19 protein-coding genes and 1 pseudogene are annotated in these 22,001 nt (G+C 54.5%); 18 read left to right on the plus strand and 2 right to left on the minus strand.

Annotation, left to right across the window (positions count from 1 at the left end; genetic code table 11):
* Positions 1–24: 24 nt before the first annotated feature.
* The 15 genes and pseudogenes from ACFPOF_RS02260 (at position 25) to ACFPOF_RS02330 (ending at position 15,784) form a co-directional block, all read left to right on the plus strand.
* On the plus strand, positions 25–1,383 hold the full coding sequence (locus ACFPOF_RS02260) for a flippase (RefSeq protein ID WP_378129206.1): 1,359 nt from the start codon (positions 25–27) through the stop codon (positions 1,381–1,383).
* Positions 1,380–2,504 carry a glycosyltransferase family 1 protein gene (locus ACFPOF_RS02265; RefSeq protein WP_378129208.1) on the plus strand — a complete coding sequence of 375 codons (1,125 nt, stop codon included), beginning with the start codon at positions 1,380–1,382 and terminating at the stop codon, positions 2,502–2,504. Before ACFPOF_RS02260 ends, ACFPOF_RS02265 begins: the two co-directional genes overlap by 4 nt.
* On the plus strand, positions 2,494–3,813 hold the full coding sequence (locus ACFPOF_RS02270) for a hypothetical protein (protein ID WP_378129210.1): 1,320 nt from the start codon (positions 2,494–2,496) through the stop codon (positions 3,811–3,813). Before ACFPOF_RS02265 ends, ACFPOF_RS02270 begins: the two co-directional genes overlap by 11 nt.
* A complete protein-coding gene (locus ACFPOF_RS02275; protein WP_378129212.1) occupies positions 3,750–4,352 on the plus strand; it encodes an acyltransferase in 603 nt (200 codons plus the stop codon). The genes ACFPOF_RS02270 and ACFPOF_RS02275 overlap by 64 nt, the downstream gene beginning before the upstream one ends.
* Positions 4,330–5,580: a glycosyltransferase family 4 protein gene (locus ACFPOF_RS02280; protein ID WP_378129214.1), complete on the plus strand. Its 1,251-nt coding sequence runs from the start codon at positions 4,330–4,332 to the stop codon at positions 5,578–5,580. Before ACFPOF_RS02275 ends, ACFPOF_RS02280 begins: the two co-directional genes overlap by 23 nt.
* The gene (locus tag ACFPOF_RS02285) at positions 5,577–6,620 is read left to right on the plus strand and encodes an NAD-dependent epimerase (protein ID WP_378129216.1); all 1,044 of its coding nucleotides are present in this window, start codon (positions 5,577–5,579) and stop codon (positions 6,618–6,620) included. The genes ACFPOF_RS02280 and ACFPOF_RS02285 overlap by 4 nt, the downstream gene beginning before the upstream one ends.
* A gap of 46 nt (positions 6,621–6,666) precedes the next feature.
* A pseudogene (locus ACFPOF_RS02290) lies at positions 6,667–7,716 on the plus strand (glycosyltransferase family 4 protein); the annotation flags it as partial.
* A 132-nt stretch (positions 7,717–7,848) separates the two neighbouring features.
* Positions 7,849–8,457: a sugar transferase gene (locus ACFPOF_RS02295; protein ID WP_378129315.1), complete on the plus strand. Its 609-nt coding sequence runs from the start codon at positions 7,849–7,851 to the stop codon at positions 8,455–8,457.
* A complete protein-coding gene (locus ACFPOF_RS02300; RefSeq protein ID WP_378129218.1) occupies positions 8,454–9,131 on the plus strand; it encodes an acetyltransferase in 678 nt (225 codons plus the stop codon). The genes ACFPOF_RS02295 and ACFPOF_RS02300 overlap by 4 nt, the downstream gene beginning before the upstream one ends.
* Positions 9,132–9,159: 28 nt before the next feature.
* Positions 9,160–10,338 (plus strand): DegT/DnrJ/EryC1/StrS family aminotransferase, encoded by a 1,179-nt coding sequence (locus ACFPOF_RS02305; RefSeq protein WP_378129220.1) that lies wholly within the window; start codon positions 9,160–9,162, stop codon positions 10,336–10,338.
* A complete protein-coding gene (galU, locus tag ACFPOF_RS02310) occupies positions 10,325–11,227 on the plus strand; it encodes a UTP--glucose-1-phosphate uridylyltransferase GalU (protein ID WP_378129222.1) in 903 nt (300 codons plus the stop codon). Before ACFPOF_RS02305 ends, galU begins: the two co-directional genes overlap by 14 nt.
* A 1-nt stretch (position 11,228) precedes the next feature.
* Positions 11,229–12,572, plus strand: coding sequence for a UDP-glucose 6-dehydrogenase TuaD (gene tuaD, locus ACFPOF_RS02315; RefSeq protein WP_378129224.1), 1,344 nt, complete (start codon positions 11,229–11,231; stop codon positions 12,570–12,572).
* Positions 12,535–13,080 carry a VanZ family protein gene (locus ACFPOF_RS02320; protein ID WP_378129226.1) on the plus strand — a complete coding sequence of 182 codons (546 nt, stop codon included), beginning with the start codon at positions 12,535–12,537 and terminating at the stop codon, positions 13,078–13,080. Before tuaD ends, ACFPOF_RS02320 begins: the two co-directional genes overlap by 38 nt.
* Before the next feature lie 19 nt (positions 13,081–13,099).
* Positions 13,100–14,122 (plus strand): hypothetical protein, encoded by a 1,023-nt coding sequence (locus ACFPOF_RS02325; RefSeq protein ID WP_378129228.1) that lies wholly within the window; start codon positions 13,100–13,102, stop codon positions 14,120–14,122.
* Positions 14,123–15,151: 1,029 nt separating this feature from the next.
* On the plus strand, positions 15,152–15,784 hold the full coding sequence (locus ACFPOF_RS02330) for a YigZ family protein (RefSeq protein WP_378129230.1): 633 nt from the start codon (positions 15,152–15,154) through the stop codon (positions 15,782–15,784).
* Positions 15,785–15,805: 21 nt separating this feature from the next.
* Here ACFPOF_RS02330 and ACFPOF_RS02335 read toward each other — a convergent pair whose 3' ends face one another.
* The gene (locus tag ACFPOF_RS02335; RefSeq protein ID WP_378129232.1) at positions 15,806–16,465 is read right to left on the minus strand and encodes a GntR family transcriptional regulator; all 660 of its coding nucleotides are present in this window, start codon (positions 16,463–16,465) and stop codon (positions 15,806–15,808) included.
* A gap of 169 nt (positions 16,466–16,634) precedes the next feature.
* On the opposite strand from ACFPOF_RS02335, the gene ACFPOF_RS02340 reads away from it, so the two are divergent.
* From ACFPOF_RS02340 to ACFPOF_RS02350, 3 genes are read left to right on the plus strand one after another with little or no spacing between them, the layout of a single operon-like run.
* Positions 16,635–17,774, plus strand: coding sequence for a mandelate racemase/muconate lactonizing enzyme family protein (locus ACFPOF_RS02340; RefSeq protein ID WP_378129234.1), 1,140 nt, complete (start codon positions 16,635–16,637; stop codon positions 17,772–17,774).
* A gap of 35 nt (positions 17,775–17,809) precedes the next feature.
* On the plus strand, positions 17,810–18,826 hold the full coding sequence (locus ACFPOF_RS02345) for a zinc-dependent alcohol dehydrogenase (RefSeq protein ID WP_378129236.1): 1,017 nt from the start codon (positions 17,810–17,812) through the stop codon (positions 18,824–18,826).
* 16 nt (positions 18,827–18,842) lie between these two features.
* Positions 18,843–19,544 (plus strand): PIG-L deacetylase family protein, encoded by a 702-nt coding sequence (locus tag ACFPOF_RS02350; RefSeq protein ID WP_378129238.1) that lies wholly within the window; start codon positions 18,843–18,845, stop codon positions 19,542–19,544.
* Positions 19,545–19,638: 94 nt separating this feature from the next.
* Here ACFPOF_RS02350 and ACFPOF_RS02355 read toward each other — a convergent pair whose 3' ends face one another.
* Positions 19,639–21,690 (minus strand): histidine phosphatase family protein, encoded by a 2,052-nt coding sequence (locus tag ACFPOF_RS02355; RefSeq protein WP_378129240.1) that lies wholly within the window; start codon positions 21,688–21,690, stop codon positions 19,639–19,641.
* Positions 21,691–22,001: the final 311 nt, after the last annotated feature.

Consider the following 22,001-nt stretch of genomic DNA (forward strand, 5'->3'; position numbering starts at 1 on the left):
TAGTTAAAGGGGAGAAATCATACATTGAAAGCCGCGCCTATAACCGCTTCGTCGCGGCCTTCGCATAACGTAGCGCGCATTCTGGCCCGCAAAGGCGGAACGGCGTTTCTCCTTAACGCTTCGGGCATGGTCATCGCTTTCTTGCTCCAAGTGCTGCTGGCGCGGGAACTCGGCGTCGATGGTTACGGGCACTACGCTTACGTTATGACTGTTCTAACGTTCCTGGTGTTTCCGGCGAAGCTGGGCTTCGATACGACGATCGTGCGTTACGTTGCAGCTTATCGTTCGCGAGAACAATGGGGCGAAGTGAAAGGGCTGCTCCGCTATTCGAACCGCTGGTCCGTAGGGCTGTCGCTTGCGGTTGTCGGCGTCGGGTTCGTGGCGTTATGGCTTTACAGCGACCGGGTGGAGCGAGAACTGTACGATACATTCGTGATCGGACTAACATTCGTTCCATTCCTGGCGCTAGCGACGCTAAGACAGAGCGCACTGCAAGCATTAAATGAAGTGCTGTATGCGCAAATGCCTGAGAAGATCATCCGTCCCGTCCTGCTCGCGGGATGTCTCTATGCGGCTGTTCACCTTGGAACGGTTTCGTCGAATGCACCGACAGCGATGTCTCTGTTCGGCTTCTCCTTGCTCGCGACATATGCGCTCGGTGCATGGGTTCTGCGTCGGAAGACGGCAAATCAACTCAAAGATGTGCAGCCGGCGTTCCAGCGCAAGGAATGGATGAGAACGTCGCTGTCGCTCATGGCCAATGCGGGTATTTATTTGATCCTCGGCCAGATGGGCGTTCTGATGATGGGCATGTACCTCGGCACTGACGATTCAGGCATCTTGTCCGCCGCAGTGCGCGTAGCGTCGCTCGTCACGTTCGCGATGACGGCGATCAACATGACAGCGGCGCCGCTGATGTCGGCTGCTTATGCCGAGAACGACATGAAACGGCTGCAGAGAGTATGCACCGCCTCAGGGATCGCCTCGCTTGCGTTTGCGGGAGCGGTATTACTCGTATTCCTGATCTTCGGCCGAGAGGTGATGGCGGTATTCGGAGCCGATTTCCGTGCAGGGTACATCCCGCTTCTGATCATGTCGGCAGGTCAATTCGTTAGCGCGCTGTGCGGGCAGACGGGGATGGTCATGACGATGACAGGGCACCAGGGCATTTTGACAAAAGCGCTTATCGTCTCCGCATTGCTGAACGTGGGATTAAACGCGGTCCTTATCCCGGCTTACGGTATGAACGGGGCTGCCGCCGCGATGTGCGTCGCGGGTTCGTTCTGGCCGATCGCCATGGTATTCGTCGTCAAGCGCAAGCTCGGAATCGAGACTAGCGTGCTTCAAGCGATATTTAACCGCAAGCGAGGTGGTCGCCAATGAACGGCAAAATCAAAGTGTTGCACATGGTCGGCAAAATGCATCCGGGCGGCATTGAAACGTTGCTCATGAACGTGTACCGACATATCGACCGGTCGCGCTTCGAGTTCCATTTCGGGGTTCAGACGGAGGAAAAAGCTTTCTACGACGACGAGATTGTCGCGCTCGGCGGCAAAATCGTCAGGCATCCCCATCCGAAAAACGGACTTTGGCGGTTTCGCCGCGCACTTGCTGCCAATATCCGGGAGAACGGGCCTTACAGCGCGGTTCATAGCCACATATACGGATTCAGCGGCTACGTGCTTAAGGTGGCGAAGGAGCTCGGCGTTCCGGTTCGGATCAGCCATAGTCACAACACGAACGACAGTCGAAAGACGTCGTGGCACAGGGCGCTCTATCGGGCGCATATGAGAAGGTTGATCCGATCGCATGCGACGGGAATGCTCGGTTGCTCGAACGAAGCGTGCGAAGCGTTGTTCGGCCCGGGCTGTTGGGAGGATCAGCGGGTGGCGGTATTTCCGAACGCCATCGACCCGTCCGTCTACGCCAATCTGCCTGTGAACGGAATGAGCGTCAGGGAAATGCTTGGCATTCCCCGCAATCGATTCGTCATCGGGCATATCGGCAGGTTCAGTCCGCAGAAAAACCAAACCTTCCTGCTCGAACGGTTCGCAGAGTTTCTTAACGTCAGGCCCGACGCTTATTTGCTCCTGATCGGGGACGGGCCGCAGCGGGCGGAGATGGAAGCGAAAGCCGAAGCGCTTGGGCTAACGCCTTATATTTCATTTCTCGGCGTACGCAAGGATGTTCCCGAGCTGATGAACGCGATCGATTTGTTCATGTTGCCATCCTTGTACGAAGGGCTCGGCATTGTGCTTATTGAGGCGCAGGCGGCGGGCGTTCCGTGTCTGACGTCGGACCGGGTTCCGGCAGCTGCAGACCTTGGCCTCGGACTCGTCGAGAAGCTGCCGCTAGAACGGACGGAATCATGGGTCGGGCGTATGGTGCAGCTTGCGGTTCCGGACTTGATTCCGTCATGGGCGAATCGGTATGAGGCGATCCGCGATCGGGGCTACGATATCGGACAAAGCGTTCTCCGGTTGGAGCGGATGTATGGAGGTTAGCCGTTCGAAAAGGCTGTATGGCCGTCCATTGCTTACGGCCATTTACCTGATTGTTGGTCTCGTCGTTTCCGGCTACGTTTTGCGCTGGGATGCGAACGCTGGAATCGTATGGTTCCTCGCCATGCTTGTCCCGCTTCTCGGATTGCTGAGATGGCCGAACACGCCGAAGCTGCTATTGTTCGGTTTCGCGGCCATGGTCATTGGCAAGCTTATTTACGCCATGTCGCTCGATCCGCTGAGAGGCCCGGACGAGAAGCATTATTACGAGCAAGTCGTTGCCTTTCAAGATCTCGGTTCGTTCATGAACTTTGCTTGGGACAACATTTCCGCGAATTGGGCGAACGCATCGGCTTACCCCGTGTACGGGCTGCTGTACATGCCTTTCTTTAAGCTCATGCAGCTAGAAGATCCGCTTGTGATCGTCGCCTTCAACTGCGTGCTGTTGCTTGCCGTTATTCAGCAGACTTACCGGCTGTGCAGCGATTATTTCCAGTATCCGCTGCCGGATCGAACGGATACGGCGTTCAGGGGATGGATCGTGTTCGGACTGTTTGTCAGCCCATCGTTTATGTTTATGTCCTCGTTGTTCGCGAAGGACGTTGCGTGTGCCTTACTCGGAATTTTCGGGGCGATATTGCTGCTCCGCAGGAAATACGTGTGGTTTGTCATTGTGATTTTGTACGCTACCGGCCTTCGGGATTATGCGTTTGTCTACACGGTTGGGATCTATTTGCTGTTCAAGGGCCACCTCAAGACAGCATTGGCGATGACGGCCGGATCGATCGGTATCGTGTTCCTGTTTACGGGGGTTTCAGGCGTCGTTAATTCGGCGATGCTCACCATGTATTTGTTTATCAGCCCGAATCCGATCAACTTTGGCAACTGGCAGTCGGAGACGATGGCACGGACCGCAGAGGCTCTTTTGATGTGTTTATCTCTGCTCGGGGCCGCGGTCGTCTATGTAAAAGCGCCGCAGACGAGGCGTTTTTACGGAATATGTTTGCTCGTGCTGTTTACTTACGCTTGCACGCTTGTGCTTGTCGGTTACGTCACGATCGTTACCAGGGAACTCGATTACGGGGTAGGCACGATCGGCGACAACATGGTCCGCAAGAAGCTGCCGATTCTGCCGCTGCTGTACGTCTTCAGCGTGTATACGATGACATGGCTCGGCAAGCTGACGAGACCGTCGGTACGATCGACATCGTCCGTGGCACGAAACGACTCTCGAAAGGAGGAAATTCCGTGCGAGGAAGGGACAAATTCAGGAAGGCAAAAGTCGTTTTCCGTGTCTTCGGCGTCATCCTGAAGCCATTGCCGAGACCGTTGCTGCGCTGGTTATGGACTTTAAGCGACGGGCTTCCCGACGTTCTCGGCGTCGCGGCAAGGTATATGTTGCTTCGCAGGCTGGCGCATAGGTGCGGAGACAATGTCATGATCGGGCGCGGCGTGGAGCTCCGTTATCCGGAAAGGCTTACCGTCGGGCACAACGTCAGCATCCACAAAGGCTGCTACGTGGACGCCTACGGCGGAATCGAAATCGGCGACGACGTTTCTATCGCGCACCAGAGCTCGCTCATTTCGTTCGAGCATACGTGGAACGACGAAACGCTTCCGATTCGCGACAATCCGCTGCTGATCGGACGAATCCGCATTCAGAGCGACGTTTGGATCGGCTGCGGCTGCCGGATTCTGTCCGGCGTTGAGCTGTCGGGCAGGTCCGTCGTCGCTGCGGGTTCGGTCGTGACGAAGTCGGTGGCAGCGGGCATGCTGGTCGGCGGCGTGCCGGCCAAACCGCTCAAAACGATTAAAGGAGGCGAAAGCCATGAACGTTCTGTGGGCTCATGACCATATGTTCTATTACAACGAATCCGGCAAATTTTATTCGGGCGGCAAGCTTCCTTATAAGGTGTGGCAGCGCTACTTATCGGTATTCGAACGTTTGACCGTCGTCGGCAGGGGAAGGAAGCTTCCTGCTGATGCCGACCCTGGGGGCAAAACGCTATCCGGCGGACCGAACGTCGATTTTCTCGTCTTGCCGTCGCTAAGCAATCCGATGAACCGGCTGACGAAAAAAGGATACGTCGACCGTATGCTTGGCGAAGCAATTTCGCGAGCTGACGCGGTCATCGCCAGAATGCCGAGCGAGCTTGGAGCGGAAGCGATTCGCATCGCCAAGCGGCAAGGCAAGCCCTATGCCGTTGAGGTCGTCGCGTGCGCCTGGGACGGATTATGGAATTACGGCAGCTTGCAAGGCAAGCTATACGCGCCATTCGCCTATTGGAAAACGCGCGCTTTGGTCGCTCAAGCGCCGTTCGCGATGTATGTTACCGACGCGTTCCTGCAACGCAGGTATCCAAGCCGCGGTGGAAGGACGGGCGTGTGCTCGAACGTGGAAATTCCCGGAACGGAAGCGGAGGTGCTGGAGCGACGTCTCGCGCGAATTCGGGAAAGGGGCACGGGAGACAAGCTGGTTATCGGCTTGATCGGTTCCTTGAACGGTAACGCCAAAGGGATCGATGTCGCGCTTAAAGCGCTTGCCCGAGTGAAAGACAAGCTGCCGCCTTTCGAATTCCGCATTCTCGGAGATGGCTCGCAGACAAGGTGGCTTCGGATGGCTCAGCGGCTATCCCTGGAAAATGCGGTCAAATTCGATGGCGTGTTACCGAGCGGAAGCGCGGTATGGGAATGGCTAGACAACATCGATCTATACGTACAGCCGAGTTTCCAGGAGGGACTGCCTAGGGCAACGATCGAGGCGATGAGCCGGGGATGTCCGGTCGTCGGCTCGACAGCAGGGGGGATCCCCGAGCTGCTGGAAAGTTCTTGCCTGCACCAGCCGGGCAACGACCGTCTGCTTGCCGAGCAACTGGCAGCTTACGGACGCAATCGGGCTTGGATGGAAAGGCAGGCGGAGCGCAACCATGCGCGGGCTGCGGATTACGCGAAAGAGAAGCTCGATGCGGAACGCCACAGTTTCTGGCAAGCGTTCCGGGAATATGCCGCAACGGAAGTCGAAGCGTTCGCCGGCGCGGCTGCGCTTGAGCTTGAAGGAGAAGGGAGAGGGTTGGCATGACTGTAATCGTGACAGGAGCTGCCGGTTTCATCGGCTATCATCTGGCGCATCGCTTGTTATCGGAAGGTCGGCGCGTCATCGGCATCGACAATATGAACGATTATTACGACGTGAAGCTCAAGGAGGACAGGCTTGCGAGAATCGCCATCCACCCGAATTTCACTTTTTATCGGGCGGATATTTGCGACTCTGCTGCCCTTGAAGCGGCGGCCAAAGACGAGCCGATCGAAGCGGTCGTACATTTGGCCGCGCAAGCGGGCGTTCGCTACAGCCTGGACAATCCGCGTGCGTATATCGATTCCAACCTCGTTGGTTTCGGCAACGTGCTGGAACTGTGCAGGCGGCTGAAAGTCCCTCATTTGGTTTACGCCTCTTCCAGTTCAGTGTACGGAATGAACGAGACGATGCCTTTCTCGGTTCACGACAACGTGGATCACCCGGTCAGTCTGTATGCCGCGACGAAAAAGGCGAATGAACTCATGGCTCATTCGTACAGCCATCTATACGGATTGCCGACGACCGGCCTGCGTTTCTTCACCGTGTACGGCCCTTGGGGGCGTCCGGATATGGCCTACTTTTCTTTTACTCGGAAAATCAAGGAAGGAAAGCCGATCCAGGTGTTCAACGAAGGAAAAATGCGCCGCGATTTCACGTACATCAACGATATCGTGGAGGGCATCGTACGCCTCATCCCTCTAGCGCCGCGAAGCAACCCGAACTGGGATCGCAAAGCGGCCGATCCGGGAACGAGCAGCGCGCCGTACAAGGTGTACAACATTGGCAACCATAAGCCGGTTCCGCTCATGGCGATGATCCGCACGCTCGAACTGGCGATCGGAAAACCTGCCGAGATCGAATATTTGCCGATGCAGCCAGGGGACGTCACGGATACGTACGCCAATATAGACGACTTGCGCGAGGATACCGGCTTCTATCCGTCGACCCCGCTTGAGGAAGGGCTGCGAAGGTTCGTCGACTGGTTAAAAGAGTACGAGGAGGACAACGAACCGGTGGCGACTTCCGCTACCCGAGCGATATGAAAGTAAAAAGCTATAATTTCGATTTTGAGCCGACAGGAGGGAGTTCGTGAGTAAAATCGCCCATGTCTGTACGTCGGCAACAAGCCACAAAATATTGGCTGACAAATTGGAGTTGCTTCGAAGCGCCGGCTACGACGTGCATCTCGTCTCTTCGCGCGAAGGTTATGACGAGAGCGTAGCGGGAAAAACCGGGCTCAAGCTTCGCTTTGTCCCTATGAACAGGCAAATTCGGTTATGGGAAGATTGGAAATCGATTCGGCGGCTTCGGCGGCTTTTCCGCGAAGAGAAGTACGATATCGTCCATACGCATACGGCCAAAGCCGGGGTGCTCGGCCGAATCGCGGCGAAGCTTGCCGGGGTGCCGCTGATCGTGCATACGAGCCACGGGCTGCCTTTCTTCGAAGGACAATCCCGTGGAACGTATCGGTTATATCGGACGCTGGAACGAATCGGGGCGATGTTCTGCCATGGACTTTCGTCTCAGAATCGTGAGGACGTGCCAAGATTGCGCGAGCTTGCGCCGTACAAGCCGGTGACGTGGGAAGGCAATGGCGTCGACTTGGAGAAGCTGGATCGCGAACGGGCGGCCATTCCGGACATGTCTCTTGCTATGCTTCGCACGGCGTACGGCATTCCGGAGGGGCGCGGCGTGCTGTTGATGGGAGCCAGATTCGAGCCGGTCAAAAATCACGGCATGCTGCTGGAGGCGCTTGATCTTCTTAAGAATTCCGGACGGCTGCAATTTACGACGTTGCTTGCGGGCAATGGGCCTCTTGAAACCTCCGTCCGCGAACGAATCGGCGAACTGGGGCTGGCCGAAGACGTCCTGCTCGTCGGGTATCAATCGCCGTTGTATTCGCACATGGCGCTGGCGGATGCGATCGTCCTCACGTCGGACAAGGAGGGCATTCCGCGAATTGTCATGGAGGCAATGGCGTTCGCCAAACCCGTAGTCGCCACTGACGCGCTTGGCACGAGGGAGCTCGTCCGTCATGGCCTATCCGGGGAACTCGTGCCGCTCGGAAGAGCGGATCTGCTGGCCGAGTCGCTGGCGAGAGTGATGGAGGACGCAGAATTGCGGCGGAAAATGGGTGAGAAGGCACGCGAGGTGATTCGGAACGAATTCACCGAACATCTTGTCGTCGATCGATTAAGCCGCATGTACCGGGAGCTTGCTCCTCGAGGTCCGGCCCGGGCAACTTGGCGGGAACAACGGAGAAAAGCATTCGTGAAGCGGGCGTTGGATTTGGCGATCGCCGTGCCTGCGGTCGTCGCATTGTCTCCGGTGCTGCTGATCGTAGCCGCGCTGGTGAGGCTAAAGCTCGGCTCTCCGGTGCTGTTTCGTCAGACAAGGCCCGGCAGGTTCGGCAAACCGTTCCACGTGCTGAAATTCCGGACGATGACGGACCGGAGGGACTCGGAGGGGCAATTGCTGCCGGATGAAGCAAGATTGACTCCATTCGGCAAGATGCTCCGGCGCTTAAGTCTGGATGAGCTGCCTCAACTGCTGAACGTCGTTAAAGGCGACATGAGCCTTGTCGGGCCAAGACCATTGCTCATGGAATATTTAAGCTTGTACACGCCGGAACAAGCGCGACGCCACGACGTGCGCCCCGGGATTACGGGCTGGGCGCAGGTGAACGGCCGCAATGCAATTTCCTGGGAAGACAAATTCCGTCTGGATTGTTGGTATGTCGGCAATCAATCGCTTGCACTCGATTTGAAAATCATGGCGCTTACGGCGCTCAAAGTCGTCCGGCGCGAAGGGATCGCCCAAGACGGGCACGCTACGGTCGGCAAATTCACCGGCACTCGCCAAGCGGAGGGGACTTTATGATGAAGTTGACCGGAGACATGAAGTGGCTCATCGTCGTCGGAGCGGGAGGACACGGCAAAGTTGCGGCAGAGGCGGCGACGGCGTCCGGCAAGTACCGAATCGCCGCGTTCGTAGACGACAAATATGTGGACGAACGAATCAAAGGGGGAGTTCTGCACGCCCCGATGTATTCCATCGAATCGCTGCTTAATCAAATTCGGGATGCACGCGTCATCATCGCGGTTGGCGCCAATGCGACTCGACAGCAGCTTGTTTCTCGGCTCGACTTGCCCGACGAGAAATATGCAACCGTCGTTCATCCTGCGGCGACGGTGAGCCCGAGCGCGGAAATCGGTATCGGAAGCGTCGTGTTCGCCGGCTCGGTACTGAACGCCGATGCAATCGTCGGGCGACACGCCATCGTGAACACGAGAGCGGTCGTCGAGCACGATTGTTTGGTTGGCGATTATGCCCATCTGTCTCCAGGCGCAGTCATTTCGGGAGGCGTTCATGTCGCTGTAGGCGCTCATCTAGGCGTCGGAGCGAGTGTCATTCCCGGTGTGACAGTCGGAGAATGGAGCACGCTTGGAGCCGGGGCGGTCGCCATCCGCGACGTGCCTGCGCGTTGCACGGCTGTCGGCGTCCCGGCTTCGCACATTCGAAACAAAGAAAGCGTGAATCATGCGCTCATCTAGTCATTTTGGAAGGGGAGAGAAAGAAAGCATGCAGGAGAAACAGCAATCCCGAATTCACTTGTCGCCTCCGCACATCGGCGAGAAGGAGCAGTTGTACGTACGCGAAGCGTTTACTACGAACTGGGTTGCGCCGCTCGGCCCGAACGTTGAAGCATTCGAGCGGGAAACGGCGGCTCACGTCGGCTCCAAAGGCGCGCTTGCTCTCAACTCAGGCACGTCCGCGATCCATCTTGCTCTGCGGCTTGCCGGCGTCGGTTCCGGTGACACGGTGTTCGTTTCGTCGCTCACCTTCGTGGCCAGCGTCAACCCGGCGTTATATCTGGGAGCGGAGCCTGTGCTCATCGATTCCGACCCGGCGACATGGAATATGTCCGTTCCGGCGCTGGAGCGGGCATTCACCCGTGCGGCCAGAGCTGGCAAGCTGCCGAAAGCGATCATTGTCGTGAACTTGTACGGCCAGAGCGCGGATATGGATCCGATTATGGCGCTTTCCGCTCGATATGGCGTTCCGGTCATCGAAGACGCCGCGGAATCGCTTGGGGCGACTTATAAAGGAAGAGCGAGCGGTACGATTGGCCATTACGGCATCTATTCGTTTAACGGAAACAAAATCATTACGACGTCAGGCGGGGGCATGCTGGTGGCGCACGACGAGTCTGCGCTCGAGCGGGCAAGGTATTGGGCAACCCAAGCTAGGGAACCCGAAGCCCATTACGAGCACACTCAGCTCGGCTACAATTACCGGCTTAGCAATGTACTGGCTGGTGTAGGAAGAGGCCAACTGGAGCTGCTCGGTCAAAGAGTCGAAGCAAGGCGCGCCATCTACCAGCGTTACGAAGAGGCGTTTGCCGGTTATCCGGGAATCGCGTTCATGCCCGAAGCGGATTACGGTCAAGCGACAAGGTGGCTGACTGCGCTAACGGTCGATCCTGAAACGGCGGGAGTGACCGCGCGAGAGCTGATCGAGGCGTTAGCGGAGCGAAATATCGAGGCCCGTCCGGTATGGAAGCCGATGCACCTTCAGCCTCTTATGCAAGGATGCGCGTATTATCCGCACGAAGAAGGCGAGAGCGTCTCCGACCGCTTGTTCGCGCAAGGATTATGCCTGCCTTCCGGCTCGAGCATGACCGAAAAAGAACAGAATCGCGTGATCGATTGTTTGCTGGATAAGATGAAAGGATGGGGATTGCGACATGAAAGTGCGTAAAGCGATTATTCCGGCGGCTGGCCTCGGTACGAGGTTCTTGCCCGCGACAAAAGCACAGCCGAAGGAAATGCTCCCGATCGTCGATAAGCCGACGATTCAATATATCGTAGAGGAAGCGATCGCTTCCGGCATCGAGGACATTCTGATCGTCAGCGGCCGCGGCAAGCGGGCGATCGAAGACCACTTCGACAAGTCGTTCGAACTCGAAGAGACGCTCGGCAAGAAAGGCAAGAACAAGGAATTGGAACAAATCCGTTCCATATCGGATATGGCCAACATTCACTACATTCGTCAGAAGGAGCCAAAAGGACTCGGCCACGCAATCTGGTGCGCTCGCAGCTTCGTTGGAAACGAGCCGTTCGCCGTTCTGCTCGGCGACGATATCGTCCAATCGTCGGAGCCGTGCTTGAAACAGCTTATGAGAGTGTTTTCCCGTTACAATTCGTCGGTCGTCGGGGTGCAGCGTGTCCCGGACGAAGATGTGTCCAAGTACGGCATTATCGCGCCTAGCGGATCGTCGGTCGAGCCGTCCGTGTTTTTCCTCGAGTCGCTCGTTGAGAAGCCGTCGCGCAAGGCGGCTCCATCTAATTACGCGATAATGGGTCGTTACGTGCTGACGCCTGAAATTTTCGGAATTCTGGAAACGCAGGAGGCGGGCGCCGGAGGAGAGATCCAATTAACCGACGCCATCAAGAAGCTGAATGAGATGAAGACGGTCGTCGCCTATCATTTCGATGGCGTCAGGCACGATGTCGGGGACAAGTTCGGGTTCATTCGAGCAACGCTTGACTTCGCGCTTGAGCGGGGGGACTTGAGGAACGACGTGCTGGCTTACATTCAAGCGACTTATGAGCGCGAGCTCGCATTCTTGAACAAGGTGGCGAAATAACATGCAGAAAATCGCGGTCATCGGAACGGGATACGTCGGGCTTGTGTCGGGAACTTGTTTTGCCGAGATCGGCAACCGAATTATTTGCTGCGATATCGACGAAACGAAGATCGCCTCCCTGAGAAGGGGGATCGTGCCGATCTACGAGCCGGGACTTAAAGAGCTAATCGATAAAAACACGGCAGCAGGGAGGCTGCTTTTCACGTCCGACGTCGGGGCGGCGATCGAAGCATCCGATATCGTGTACATCGCCGTCGGCACGCCAATGTCGGAGACGGGCGAGGCGGACATGAAATATGTGAAGGACGTTGCGCGGAAAATCGGCGAACATCTGAACGGATACAAAATTATCGTAAACAAGAGCACCGTTCCGGTCGGGACGGGAGAGCTTGTGCGGCAAATTGTGTCCAACCACCGCAAGTACCCGTCCGTTCATTTTGACGTCGTGTCCAATCCGGAGTTTCTGCGCGAAGGCTCGGCGATTTCCGATTGCATGAACATGGATCGTGCCGTTATCGGATCTTCCAGCGACAAAGCGAGCAAAGCGATCGCCGACTTGCACGCGCCGTTCGGCACCCGCATTTATTTAACCGATCTCGAGAGCGCGGAGATGATCAAGTATGCGGCGAACGCTTTTCTCGCTACGAAAATATCGTTCATCAACGCCATCGCCAACATCTGCGAACGTGTAGGTGCGGACGTGGTTCAGGTGTCCGAAGGCATGGGGCTTGATTCGCGAATCGGCGGTAAATTCCTGCAGGCGGGCATCGGTTACGGCGGCTCCTGCTTTCCGAAGGACACGTTTGCGCTGGCTCATATCGCAGATCAGTCGGGCTACGATTTCGAACTGCTGAAGGCAGTTATCCGAACGAACGACAAACAGCGGCTCATCGTAACGGACAAGCTCAAGCAAGCGATCGGAACGATCGAAGGGAAACGAATCGCCGTGCTGGGGCTGGCATTTAAGCCGCATACGGACGACATGCGTTATGCGCCATCGCTGACAATCGTTCCGGAAATCGTACAGCTTGGTGCGAGCGTGAGCGCCTTTGATCCGATCGCGACGGAAACGGCCAAGCCTCTGCTGCCCGAATCGGTTCGTTATTGCGGCACGGTGGAGGAAGCGTTGGAAGGATGCGATGCGTGCGTCATTCTGACCGAGTGGCCGGAGATCGTGGGCATGGACCTAACCCGAGCGAAAAGGCTTATGAATGCGACGGTGTTGATTGACGGGCGAAACTGCATCTCGCCTCTTTCGGTGCAGCAGCATGGTTTTACTTATCATTCCGTCGGACGCAGGCCGGTGAATGTCGTGGGAAGTGGTCTTCATACGGCGAATTTCTAAGCTTGTTGTCGTTATACCTGCCTTGCTGTGGTTGTTGCTCATTGTAGTTTTGTCCCGGCAGCCGTATGCGGATCAAAGCATTCAGTCCTTCTTGCATGATGTTGCGCCTAAGGAGGTGATGACGAGCGCGGTGCCCGACGTGACGGTCCATTATAATGGCGCAACGATCGTAGCTAAGAAGGAACCTTACCGGTTCGTCGAGTTTCTGTTTCGCAAAAGCGCCCATTTGGGCGTCTACGCTGTGCTGGCCTGCGTGACCGCCTTCGCGTTGCGCAAGATTCCCGGTCTACGGGGAAAAGAATGGGTCGCGTGGTGCGGAGGCATAGCCTCGACAATGTTTGTCGGCATGCTGGACGAGACGCTGCAGTCCGAAGCGGCTCTTCGAACGCCGGCGGTCCAGGATGTCCTTGTTGATATGACGGGAGGGACCATCGGCGTGCTCGCGGCGTATGCGGGATGGAGATGGCGCACCAGGGAAGGAAGGTTGGACAATCGCAAACGTGAATGATCGGAAAGGAAGGATGAGAATGAAGCTGAAAGTTATAAGCGGCTTGCTGGCCGTCGTGCTCGTTGCGTCGACGATTGGGGCTGGTATCGGTAGCCAGACTGCGGAAGCGGCAGCCAATGCCAAACCTGCGGCTAAACCCGTTGTGACGAACGGGATTGTGGGAGGTTTGGTGAACTGGATCGAGAAAGTCGTCGCTCCAGCGATCCAGCAACTGCTGAATCAAGCGGGCAAGCCTGATAAGGACAACGGCAACGGCAACAATGGTAATGGTAACAACGGTAACGGCAACAATGGTAATGGCAACGGTAATGGTAACAACGGCAATGGTAACAACGGCAACGGCAACGGAAATGGCAATAATGGCAACGGCAATGGCAATGGCAATAATGGCAACGGCAATGGTAATGGCAACAACGGCAATGGCAACAACGGTAATGGCAACAACGGCAATGGCAACAACGGTAATGGCAACAACGGCAATGGCAACAACGGTAATAATGGAAATGGAAATGGCAATGGTAACGGAAACGGCAACAACGGTAACGGAAACGGCAACAATGGTAACGGTAACGGCAACGGCAACAATGGTAACGGTAACGGTAACGGCAACAATGGTAACGGTAACGGCAACAATGGCAATGGTCATGGCAATGGGAACAACGGAAATGGCAATGGTAATGGTAACGGAAACGGTCATGGCAATGGTAACGGCAACGGTAATGAAAAACAAAAGTTGTACAAAGCGATTACGAGGGAAGCCGAACAAAAGCTGATGTCGTTGAAAATCAACGCACAGCACGAACTAACGAGTATCGCGCTCCAGTTTAAGAAGTTGGAGACCACGCACGAGAAATCGCTGTTGTACAAGCAAGGGTCGGCAGCGTTTGCGGCCAGCGAGGCGGAGTACACGAGCATTATCAACGATACGATCGCGAAGTTGAACGCGGGAGGATTCAGCTTGGATATCGTTCGCGAGTATCAGAATGAATATCAAAGCTCCATCCAATTCGGACAAACCTTGCTCAACCAACTCGTAAAGTAACAAATCTAATTTTTCCCAACTGCCGAAGGGTTTTCATTGGTCAATCATTGACTGATGAGATCCTCCGGCAGTTGTGGTTTTTAGCTTTCGTTTTAACGCAGCAATTTAACGCTCGAAGCACAGTCCGGGGAGAATTAATGTCCCATCGTAAGTAACTCGACGCTCGAAGCACTGTGCAAGGCAGAATTAATGCGCCATCGTAAGTAACTCGATGCTTGAAGCACCATGCGAGGCAGAATTAATGTCCCATAGTAAGTAACTCGACGCTCGAAGCACTGTGCGAGGCAAAATTAATGCACCATCGTAAGTAACTCGACGCTCAAAGCTCCAACCTGGCAGAATTAATCTCCCATCGTAAGTAACTCGATGCTCGAAGCTCCGTCCAGGCAGAATTAATGCACCATCGTAAGTAACTCGACGCTCAAAGCTCCAACCTGGCAGAATTAATCTCCCATCGTAAGTAACTCGATGCTCGAAGCTCCGTCCAGGCAGTAATGTCCCATCGTAAGTAACTCGATGCTCGAAGCACTGTGCGAGGCAGAATAAATGCACCATCGTAAGTAACTCGATGCTCGAAGCACTGTGCGAGGTAGAATTAATGTCCCATCGTAAGTAACTCGACGCTCGAAGCTCCGTCCAGGCAGAATTAATGTCCCATCGTAAGTAACTCGACGCTCGAAGCACCATGCGAGGCAGAATTAATGTCCCATCGTAAGTAACTCGACGCTCGAAGCACTGTGCGAGGCAAAATTAATGCACCATCGTAAGTAACTCGACGCTCGAAACACTGTGCGAGGCAGAATTAATGCACCATCGTAAGTAACTCGACGCTCGAAGCTATGTGCGAGGCAGAATTAATGCACCATCGTAAGTAACTCGACGCTCGAAGCACTGTGCGAAGCAGAATTGATGCTTCACTGAGACTAACTAATTAAAGCGAGCATTTTTGAGGAAAGGGCTTTAAGCATTATCTACAACTTTAACAATGAAATGTGGTAATCTGGGAGTGCTCAAGAAAGGAAGAGATTCATGCTCCCACGTTACTCTACCGTTCGTCGGTACGGCTCGCAGGAAATTGTCATCAAGAAATCCCGCTTCATAGGTCACGCGAAGCCAGTAGCGACCGAGGAAGAAGCGGTTGCTTTTATTGAAGAGTTGAAGAAGAAATATTGGGATGCCACGCATAACTGCTCGGCATATGTCGTCGGCGAACGCGACCAATTCCAGAAAGCGCTCGACGATGGGGAACCTAGCGGAACTGCGGGCAAGCCGATTCTCGAAGTCATTAAACATCGCGGATTAAAAAATGTCGCCGTTGTCGTTACTCGTTATTTCGGCGGCATTATGCTCGGGGCGGGTGGGCTCGTGCGTGCCTACACGGATGGGGCGGTTGCCGGCATCGACGCGGCGGAGCCGATCGTGAACGTGCTGCATCGCGAGGTGATCGTCGATGTCGACTACACGTGGTACGGCAAACTAGAGAATGAAGTACGAGGTCGTGGTTACCGCGTAGGCGAAGTAGCGTTCACGGACCGCGTGCGCGTCGTATGCCTTCCCGAAGCAGAAGAAGCGGAGCGTTTTCACGAATGGCTCATAGATTTGACACAAGGTCAAGGGATCATCGAGCCCGGGGAAGAAAAATACTTTATCGAAGGAGAGTAGGCCACCTACTCTTCTTTTCTTTTACAAATACAGCAAACAACTTTCATCGCGAATGTGTTTCTCCCAAGCCTCTTTAATGCGGGCGAAATCCTGGGTCCGAAGCGCTTCGATAAGCTGTTTGTGCTCGGCGGACATTTGGGCGAGATCGGAGTATTGGCTCGTATTTTTCATGAAATGCAACCTCATCCGATTAACGATGCCATTCCATATTTGCGAAGCGTACGAAGAGTCTTGGGACAGAAAAAGGATGTGTTCATGAAACTGAATATCTTCTTCCACCAGCCCCGCGATATCCCCGCTAGCGGCCAGTTGCTCCATCCGTTCGGTGATGTCCTCCAGCCTACCGTATATCTCATCGTTAAGCTCGGCAAGATTATATTTGAGAGCGTAAAGTTCCAACTGCAGGCGGGTCGGCAGCAATAGATCGACGATTTCTTCCTTCCGGACATCGGCGACCACAGTTTCCTTATACGGCAAACTCACCACAAGCCCCATTGCCTCCAAGTCGCGCAAAGCTTCTCTTATCGGCCCCCGGCTTATTCCCATCTGTGCGGCTATTTCTTGTTCCTTCAGTTTTTCCCCTGGTTTAAGCGCGCCTTGAATAATGGCGTTACGGATATCCGTCGCAATTTTCTGGCGAAGCGGGATCGTTTCCTGGCTTTTAAACTGGAATTTGGTCATGGGCATCTCCTCGAGTGTCGGCTCTATTTTCAAATCATACCCGATTTCAAACGGAATGTACACTCCAAACAATCTACAGTCTATTGTTGACAATATAACAAAAATTCATTTATATTGGTTTTGTATGTTGAACCTAGTTTTTTAAAAATCCGCCTCAGGAGGCTATCCCATGAAAATTACGAAGGTCGAAGCGATTCCTGTTCGTCAGAAGGAAAATGTTCAGTTAAATAACGATAGTGCGCAGGACGGTATTATCATTAAAGTTCATACGGATGAAGGTATTGTCGGCTATGGTGAGGTGGATTCGGCACCATGGGTCGTGAAATCTATCATCGAGTCGCCATCTTCCCATCGCATATGCCGCGGTCTTGGCGAGATGATCATCGGGGAAGATCCATTTGAAATGGAACGCATTTGGGAGAAAATGTACGTCGGCAGTCAGTTCTATGGCAGACGCGGCGTTGTTATTCATGCGATGAGCGGAATCGATATTGCGCTATGGGATATCGTCGGCAAAGCGCTGAACAAGCCGATCTATAAGCTGCTTGGCGGCGCACAACGGGGGAAAGTGCGGGCCTACGCGAGCACGCTCATGCCGTATACGCCAGAGGAAGCATTCGACGAAACGAAGAAGTGGGTCGAGCAAGGTTATACCGCGATTAAGCTTGGCTGGGGAGGATTCGAGCAAGGCAATCGTGAAATTATTGAGTTGGTCAGAGCTTCTCGCGAGGCGGCGGGACCTAACGTTGATCTGTTGTTCGATCTTGGTTTTATTCCATCCGACGATCACCCGATCGATGCCGCTTCCCGCATGCCGCTTATTAAAGAGCTGGAACAATATAAACCGTATTGGATCGAAGAGCCGTTGTTTGCCGACGACTACGACGGTTATCGGAAGCTGGCTGAGACGACGACGATCCGTATTGCCGGCGGCGAGAACGAGACGACGCGTTACGGGTTCAGGCAGTTGATCGAACAAGGCGGAGTCGACATTATTCAGCCCGATGTTACCCGTTGCGGTGGCTTGAGCGAAGCGAAGAAGATTGCCCAGCTGGCTCATGCCCATCACCTGACTTGCGTTCCGCATGCATGGAGCAGCGGCATTGTTATCGCGGCATCGTTGCATCTGATTACGGCGATCCCGAACGGCAGCCTGCTGGAATACTGTGTCGCCGAAACGCCGATTCGCCAGGAAATGCTGCAAAGCGATATTGTCGTCAAGGACGGCTACGCGCAAATTACCGACAAACCGGGACTTGGAATTGAGATTAACGAAGAAGCGCTTGAGAAGTACCGCTGCGACAGATAAGATCATCGTAGATGAAATTCGAGGAGGTGCGCCGGGTGGAAACGAGAGCATGGATATGGAACGGATCGCTCGTACCCGAGATGACGTCGCTGCCGTTGCCGGAACTTCGCGAGCATGATGTGCTTGTAAAAATCCGATCGATCGGCATTTGCGCGACGGATTTACACATCATGAAACGGAACGTTTCTTTCGCAGAGCCGCCGTATGCCCTCGGACACGAAGCGGCCGGAGAGGTCATGAAGGTCGGTGCAGGCGTTACAAGGGTTGGAATAGGAGATCGTTGTACGCTGGATCCAAGCATTGGATGCGGTCGTTGTAATGCATGCCTTACGGGCGATAAGCACCAATGCGCGCAAAATCGAGAGTATGGACTGAATCGGTCGGGTTTCTGGCAGGAATATGTCGTTATCTCGGAAAATAATCTGTATCCCCTGCCCGAATCCGTCGGCTACGATGTCGCGTCCCAATGCGAGACGATCCATGTGTGCTTGGGCGGAATGGATAAAGTTCAGCTTCGTGCCGGAGAAAGAGCCATTATCGTCGGCGACGGCCCGACGGGACTGTTTTTCGCCAGGCTCTGCAAGCTTCAAGGCGCTGCACACGTTACAGTGGCCGGATCAAGAAAGAAACGGCTCGAGCTGGCGCTCGCTTATGGAGCGGATGAAGTCGTGAACATCAGGGAACGTGACTTGTTATCCGTCGTGGATGAGCAAAGTTACGATGTCGTCATCGAAGCCGTCGGCAAGACGGAGACGATTCAGCTTGCTCAGAAACTGGTGGCGAATCGTGGGCGTATCCTGCTATTCGGCTTGCCCGAGCATAAAGTGGAAATCGACGTGATGGATCTCATTTTACGGGAAATCACTTGCATCGGCAGTGCCAATGCCCCTCGGGTATGGCCGCGTGTCGTCGAATTGCTTGCCGCCAACAGGATTAACGTCGAACCGATGATTACCGATCGATACTCTTACGAGCAATTGGATCAAGCGATTGCTTGCGCGTTCGCCGGCGGCCAGGATCGGATCAAGGTTGTCGTTGAAAACAACGAATAGTCGGAAGGGGATTGTTATGCGAGTATTGGCAGTCGGGGCGCATCCTGACGATGTCGAAATTTTGTGCGGCGGCACGTTGGCCAAATATGCGGCAAGAGGCGACCAGGTAACGATTATGGTCGCCACAAACGGCAACGTCGGTTCGCCGACGCATACGAAGGAAGAAATCGCCGCCATTCGCCGGAGCGAAGCGGAGAAGTCTGCTGCGATCATTGGAGCTGACTTGATATGGCTCGGGTTCGACGACGAGTTTCTGTTCCATGAGAGAGAGACCCGGATGGCGTTCATCAATGCCATTCGCCAAGCGAATCCGGACGTGATGTTCGTGCACGGCGCCAGCGATTATCATCCGGATCATCGGATTTCCGGCGAGATTGCCAGCGATTGCCGCATTCCCGTCACCGTTCGGCTGATCGAGACTGAGTATCCGCACATGGACAAGGTCCCCCATGTGTTTATCATGGATAATATCGGCTCGATCGGCTTTGAGCCTGAGGCTTACGTCGACATCACCGACACGTTCGAGACGAAATGCCAGATGCTGCGCTGCCATGAAAGCCAAGATACATGGCTGCAGCACTTATACGGTATGGAATACGTCGAGTTCATGGCGAAAGCGTCATCGCTGCGAGGCATGGCGATCGGCGTGAAATACGCCGAGGCGTTCCGCAGCTTGCCGATGTACCCGGTAAGCGGCGGACCACATTTGCTGCCTTAAAAATTGGGAATAAATTGACAATGGATGAAACAAGAGACCGCTGCCTTTATCAGGCTGGCGGTCTCTTGTTCGTACGGACGTCATCTATCTTTCATCAATTTGAAAACCGGAACACCAAAGGTCTTAACGTGGAGCAGGACTTGGCTATCGATAATCGATAGCGTTCGTCATCGTTTCTCTCCCAGCTAACGTTGCAAACCGCTTGCCATATGCCATGATCATCAAGGAACTCGATGTTCTGCGAGTACCAGGCTCGATCGGTCACAAGCTGGACGCCGGCGGTCTCGTCGAGACTCAAGTTAAATAACGCGGTCATTTTCATTCCGTTGTCGGGATGCTCCAGCGCCACGACGAATAGGCTTGGTTGCTCGGAATAGACCGGGAGAGATCGGCTGCCCAACCATTCCGCGATGCCTCTGAACTGCTCTTTGCGTTTGTAGTTCAGAATGGACTCGTTGCGATTGGCTTGCAAATTAAAGGCCAATACTGCGATGCGCCCCTGCAGCCGATTGGTGAATGACACAACCGAAGGCGAGACGACTTCCCGGTTTTCACTCACAAACTGCGACAGGATCACCGCATCGGCCAGCGGCTTCAGGCGGAAAGCGCCCGATTCTTCCCGAGGGCCTGCCTGATCCGAAAAATACATGCGCGTGCCTTCCGTATTATCGCGCCATACATTCGCCGGTGTGACACGCTCGTGACCGATATCCCGCAATTCATTCGGCCCCATCTCGCTCACTTCCGCCCCGATCAGTTCCCCGTAACCCATTCGGCATAAATAGTAAGCCGCAAGTCCGTCAAGGAAAACGCTCCCGCTCAGCATGGACATGATTTCTTCCGGCGAAAGCTCCAGCACGTTCTCGCCATTTACGAACAGGGGAAGGGAACCTGCAGCATCGGAGGGAGTATACGGCACGCAAGGGATGCCGAATTTCCCTAGCACTTGCGCCCAAGCAGGCGTCGTGCGATAACTGCCCCGGTGTACATGCGCGAGCGGCCGATAAAGCACGCGCGGACCGGTCAGGCGGAACCCCTCGACGGAATGCCGCAAGCCAGTGAAGAAATCATGGCTTTCTTTGATCATTGCCGTGTAGCCCTTCTCCTCAAGCGGACCGTCCGTATATTGGGTAAGATACGACAAAGAGCCGTCGAATCCGTACACCATGGACAGGGCAATCAATGCCCGAAGCTTGGTCGCGGAGAAGAAAAAGCGTGAATGAGGGTAAGTATCGGACTCATGAATGATTTCGAAGTCCTCTGGCAAAGCAAGCTTCGAGTAAAGCATATGAAACGTAATCTCCGGCAAGGAATCCGCATTGTCGCTTCTGTATGATGTTCCCCAGAGGCGCACGAGCGGTTTTGTCGTTCCGGCGAAAGCCCGAGCGACAGGACCGGTCATGTCGCCATCGAAATCGGACATGCCGGGCTGACAGAGCGCCATCCGCGTGTCGGGTGCGATTTCGTTTACCGTCGAACGCAACCGGGTCGCCAGCTCGACTAAGGAATCGCGCATCAGTTCCGCCCATAACCTGCGGTATTCGACAGCTTGTTCTCCCCCGGTGGAGAACAACGCCTCGAGTTCCTCCCTTGAGGTCTGCCTCCCAATCCTAGATGAGAACTGCTCCAAATGCCGAGGGCAGAAGCACCCGAAATCGACACCGTAATTGCAGCTTAGACGGTAATCGTCCTCAAACAAGATGATGGAAGGGCGAGCTTTTTTTGTGATCGTCCGAACATAAGAACTGAATAAAAGCTGGTAGTCTGGATCGATCGGGCAACATGCGGATTGGGAAACGGTTCCGTCAATTCCTACAAGATGTTGGATACGGGGGGAATCCGCTTCCATTCGGTCTGCATCCGGCCCTAGCGTTAGCGAAGGCGCGCACCACCAGCCAATCTCCATACCGTCGGCTGCCAGTTGCTGTTTGACATCGCACAGCAAGTCGCCAAATTTCTCATATGCCAGCTCGGCATTTGGTCCTTTGGTATCCCCATTCCATACGGGGAAAACAAGCAATACTCTTCTAATACCGGTTTCATACCGCAATTTGCGCAGCGCCGCCATCATGTTCTCCTTCTCCTCCTCAATAAACAAGAAGGGGACAATAGGGTCAAATTCGAAGCTTTTGCGGTTGTTTTCCATTTTCACGCTTCCTTCCTTCGTAGTTGAACTTGTTATCGCCCACATCGTACTGAAGCGCCAAAGAGAAGTAAATGATCATTATTTAACGGGTTTGCTTTTCTTGACCTTCAAAAGTCTTGTCCGTATACTGTGTATCAATCTGTTTATTTGTTGTATTACGAGCTTACTGTTTAAGCCGCTTGCTTAAACAGTAAGCGCAAATCAAAAAGAACAAAGTGTGCAAAAATGAATGCGTTTACAGAAGTCGCCGGCTCTCCCTATCATGAGGAAGTCACCATGACCAAGACAAACAAAATATTAGGGAGGAATGC

Origin of the sequence: Cohnella soli (genome assembly GCF_042655525.1) — a bacterium.
Classification (GTDB): Bacteria; Bacillota; Bacilli; order Paenibacillales; family Paenibacillaceae; genus Cohnella; species Cohnella soli.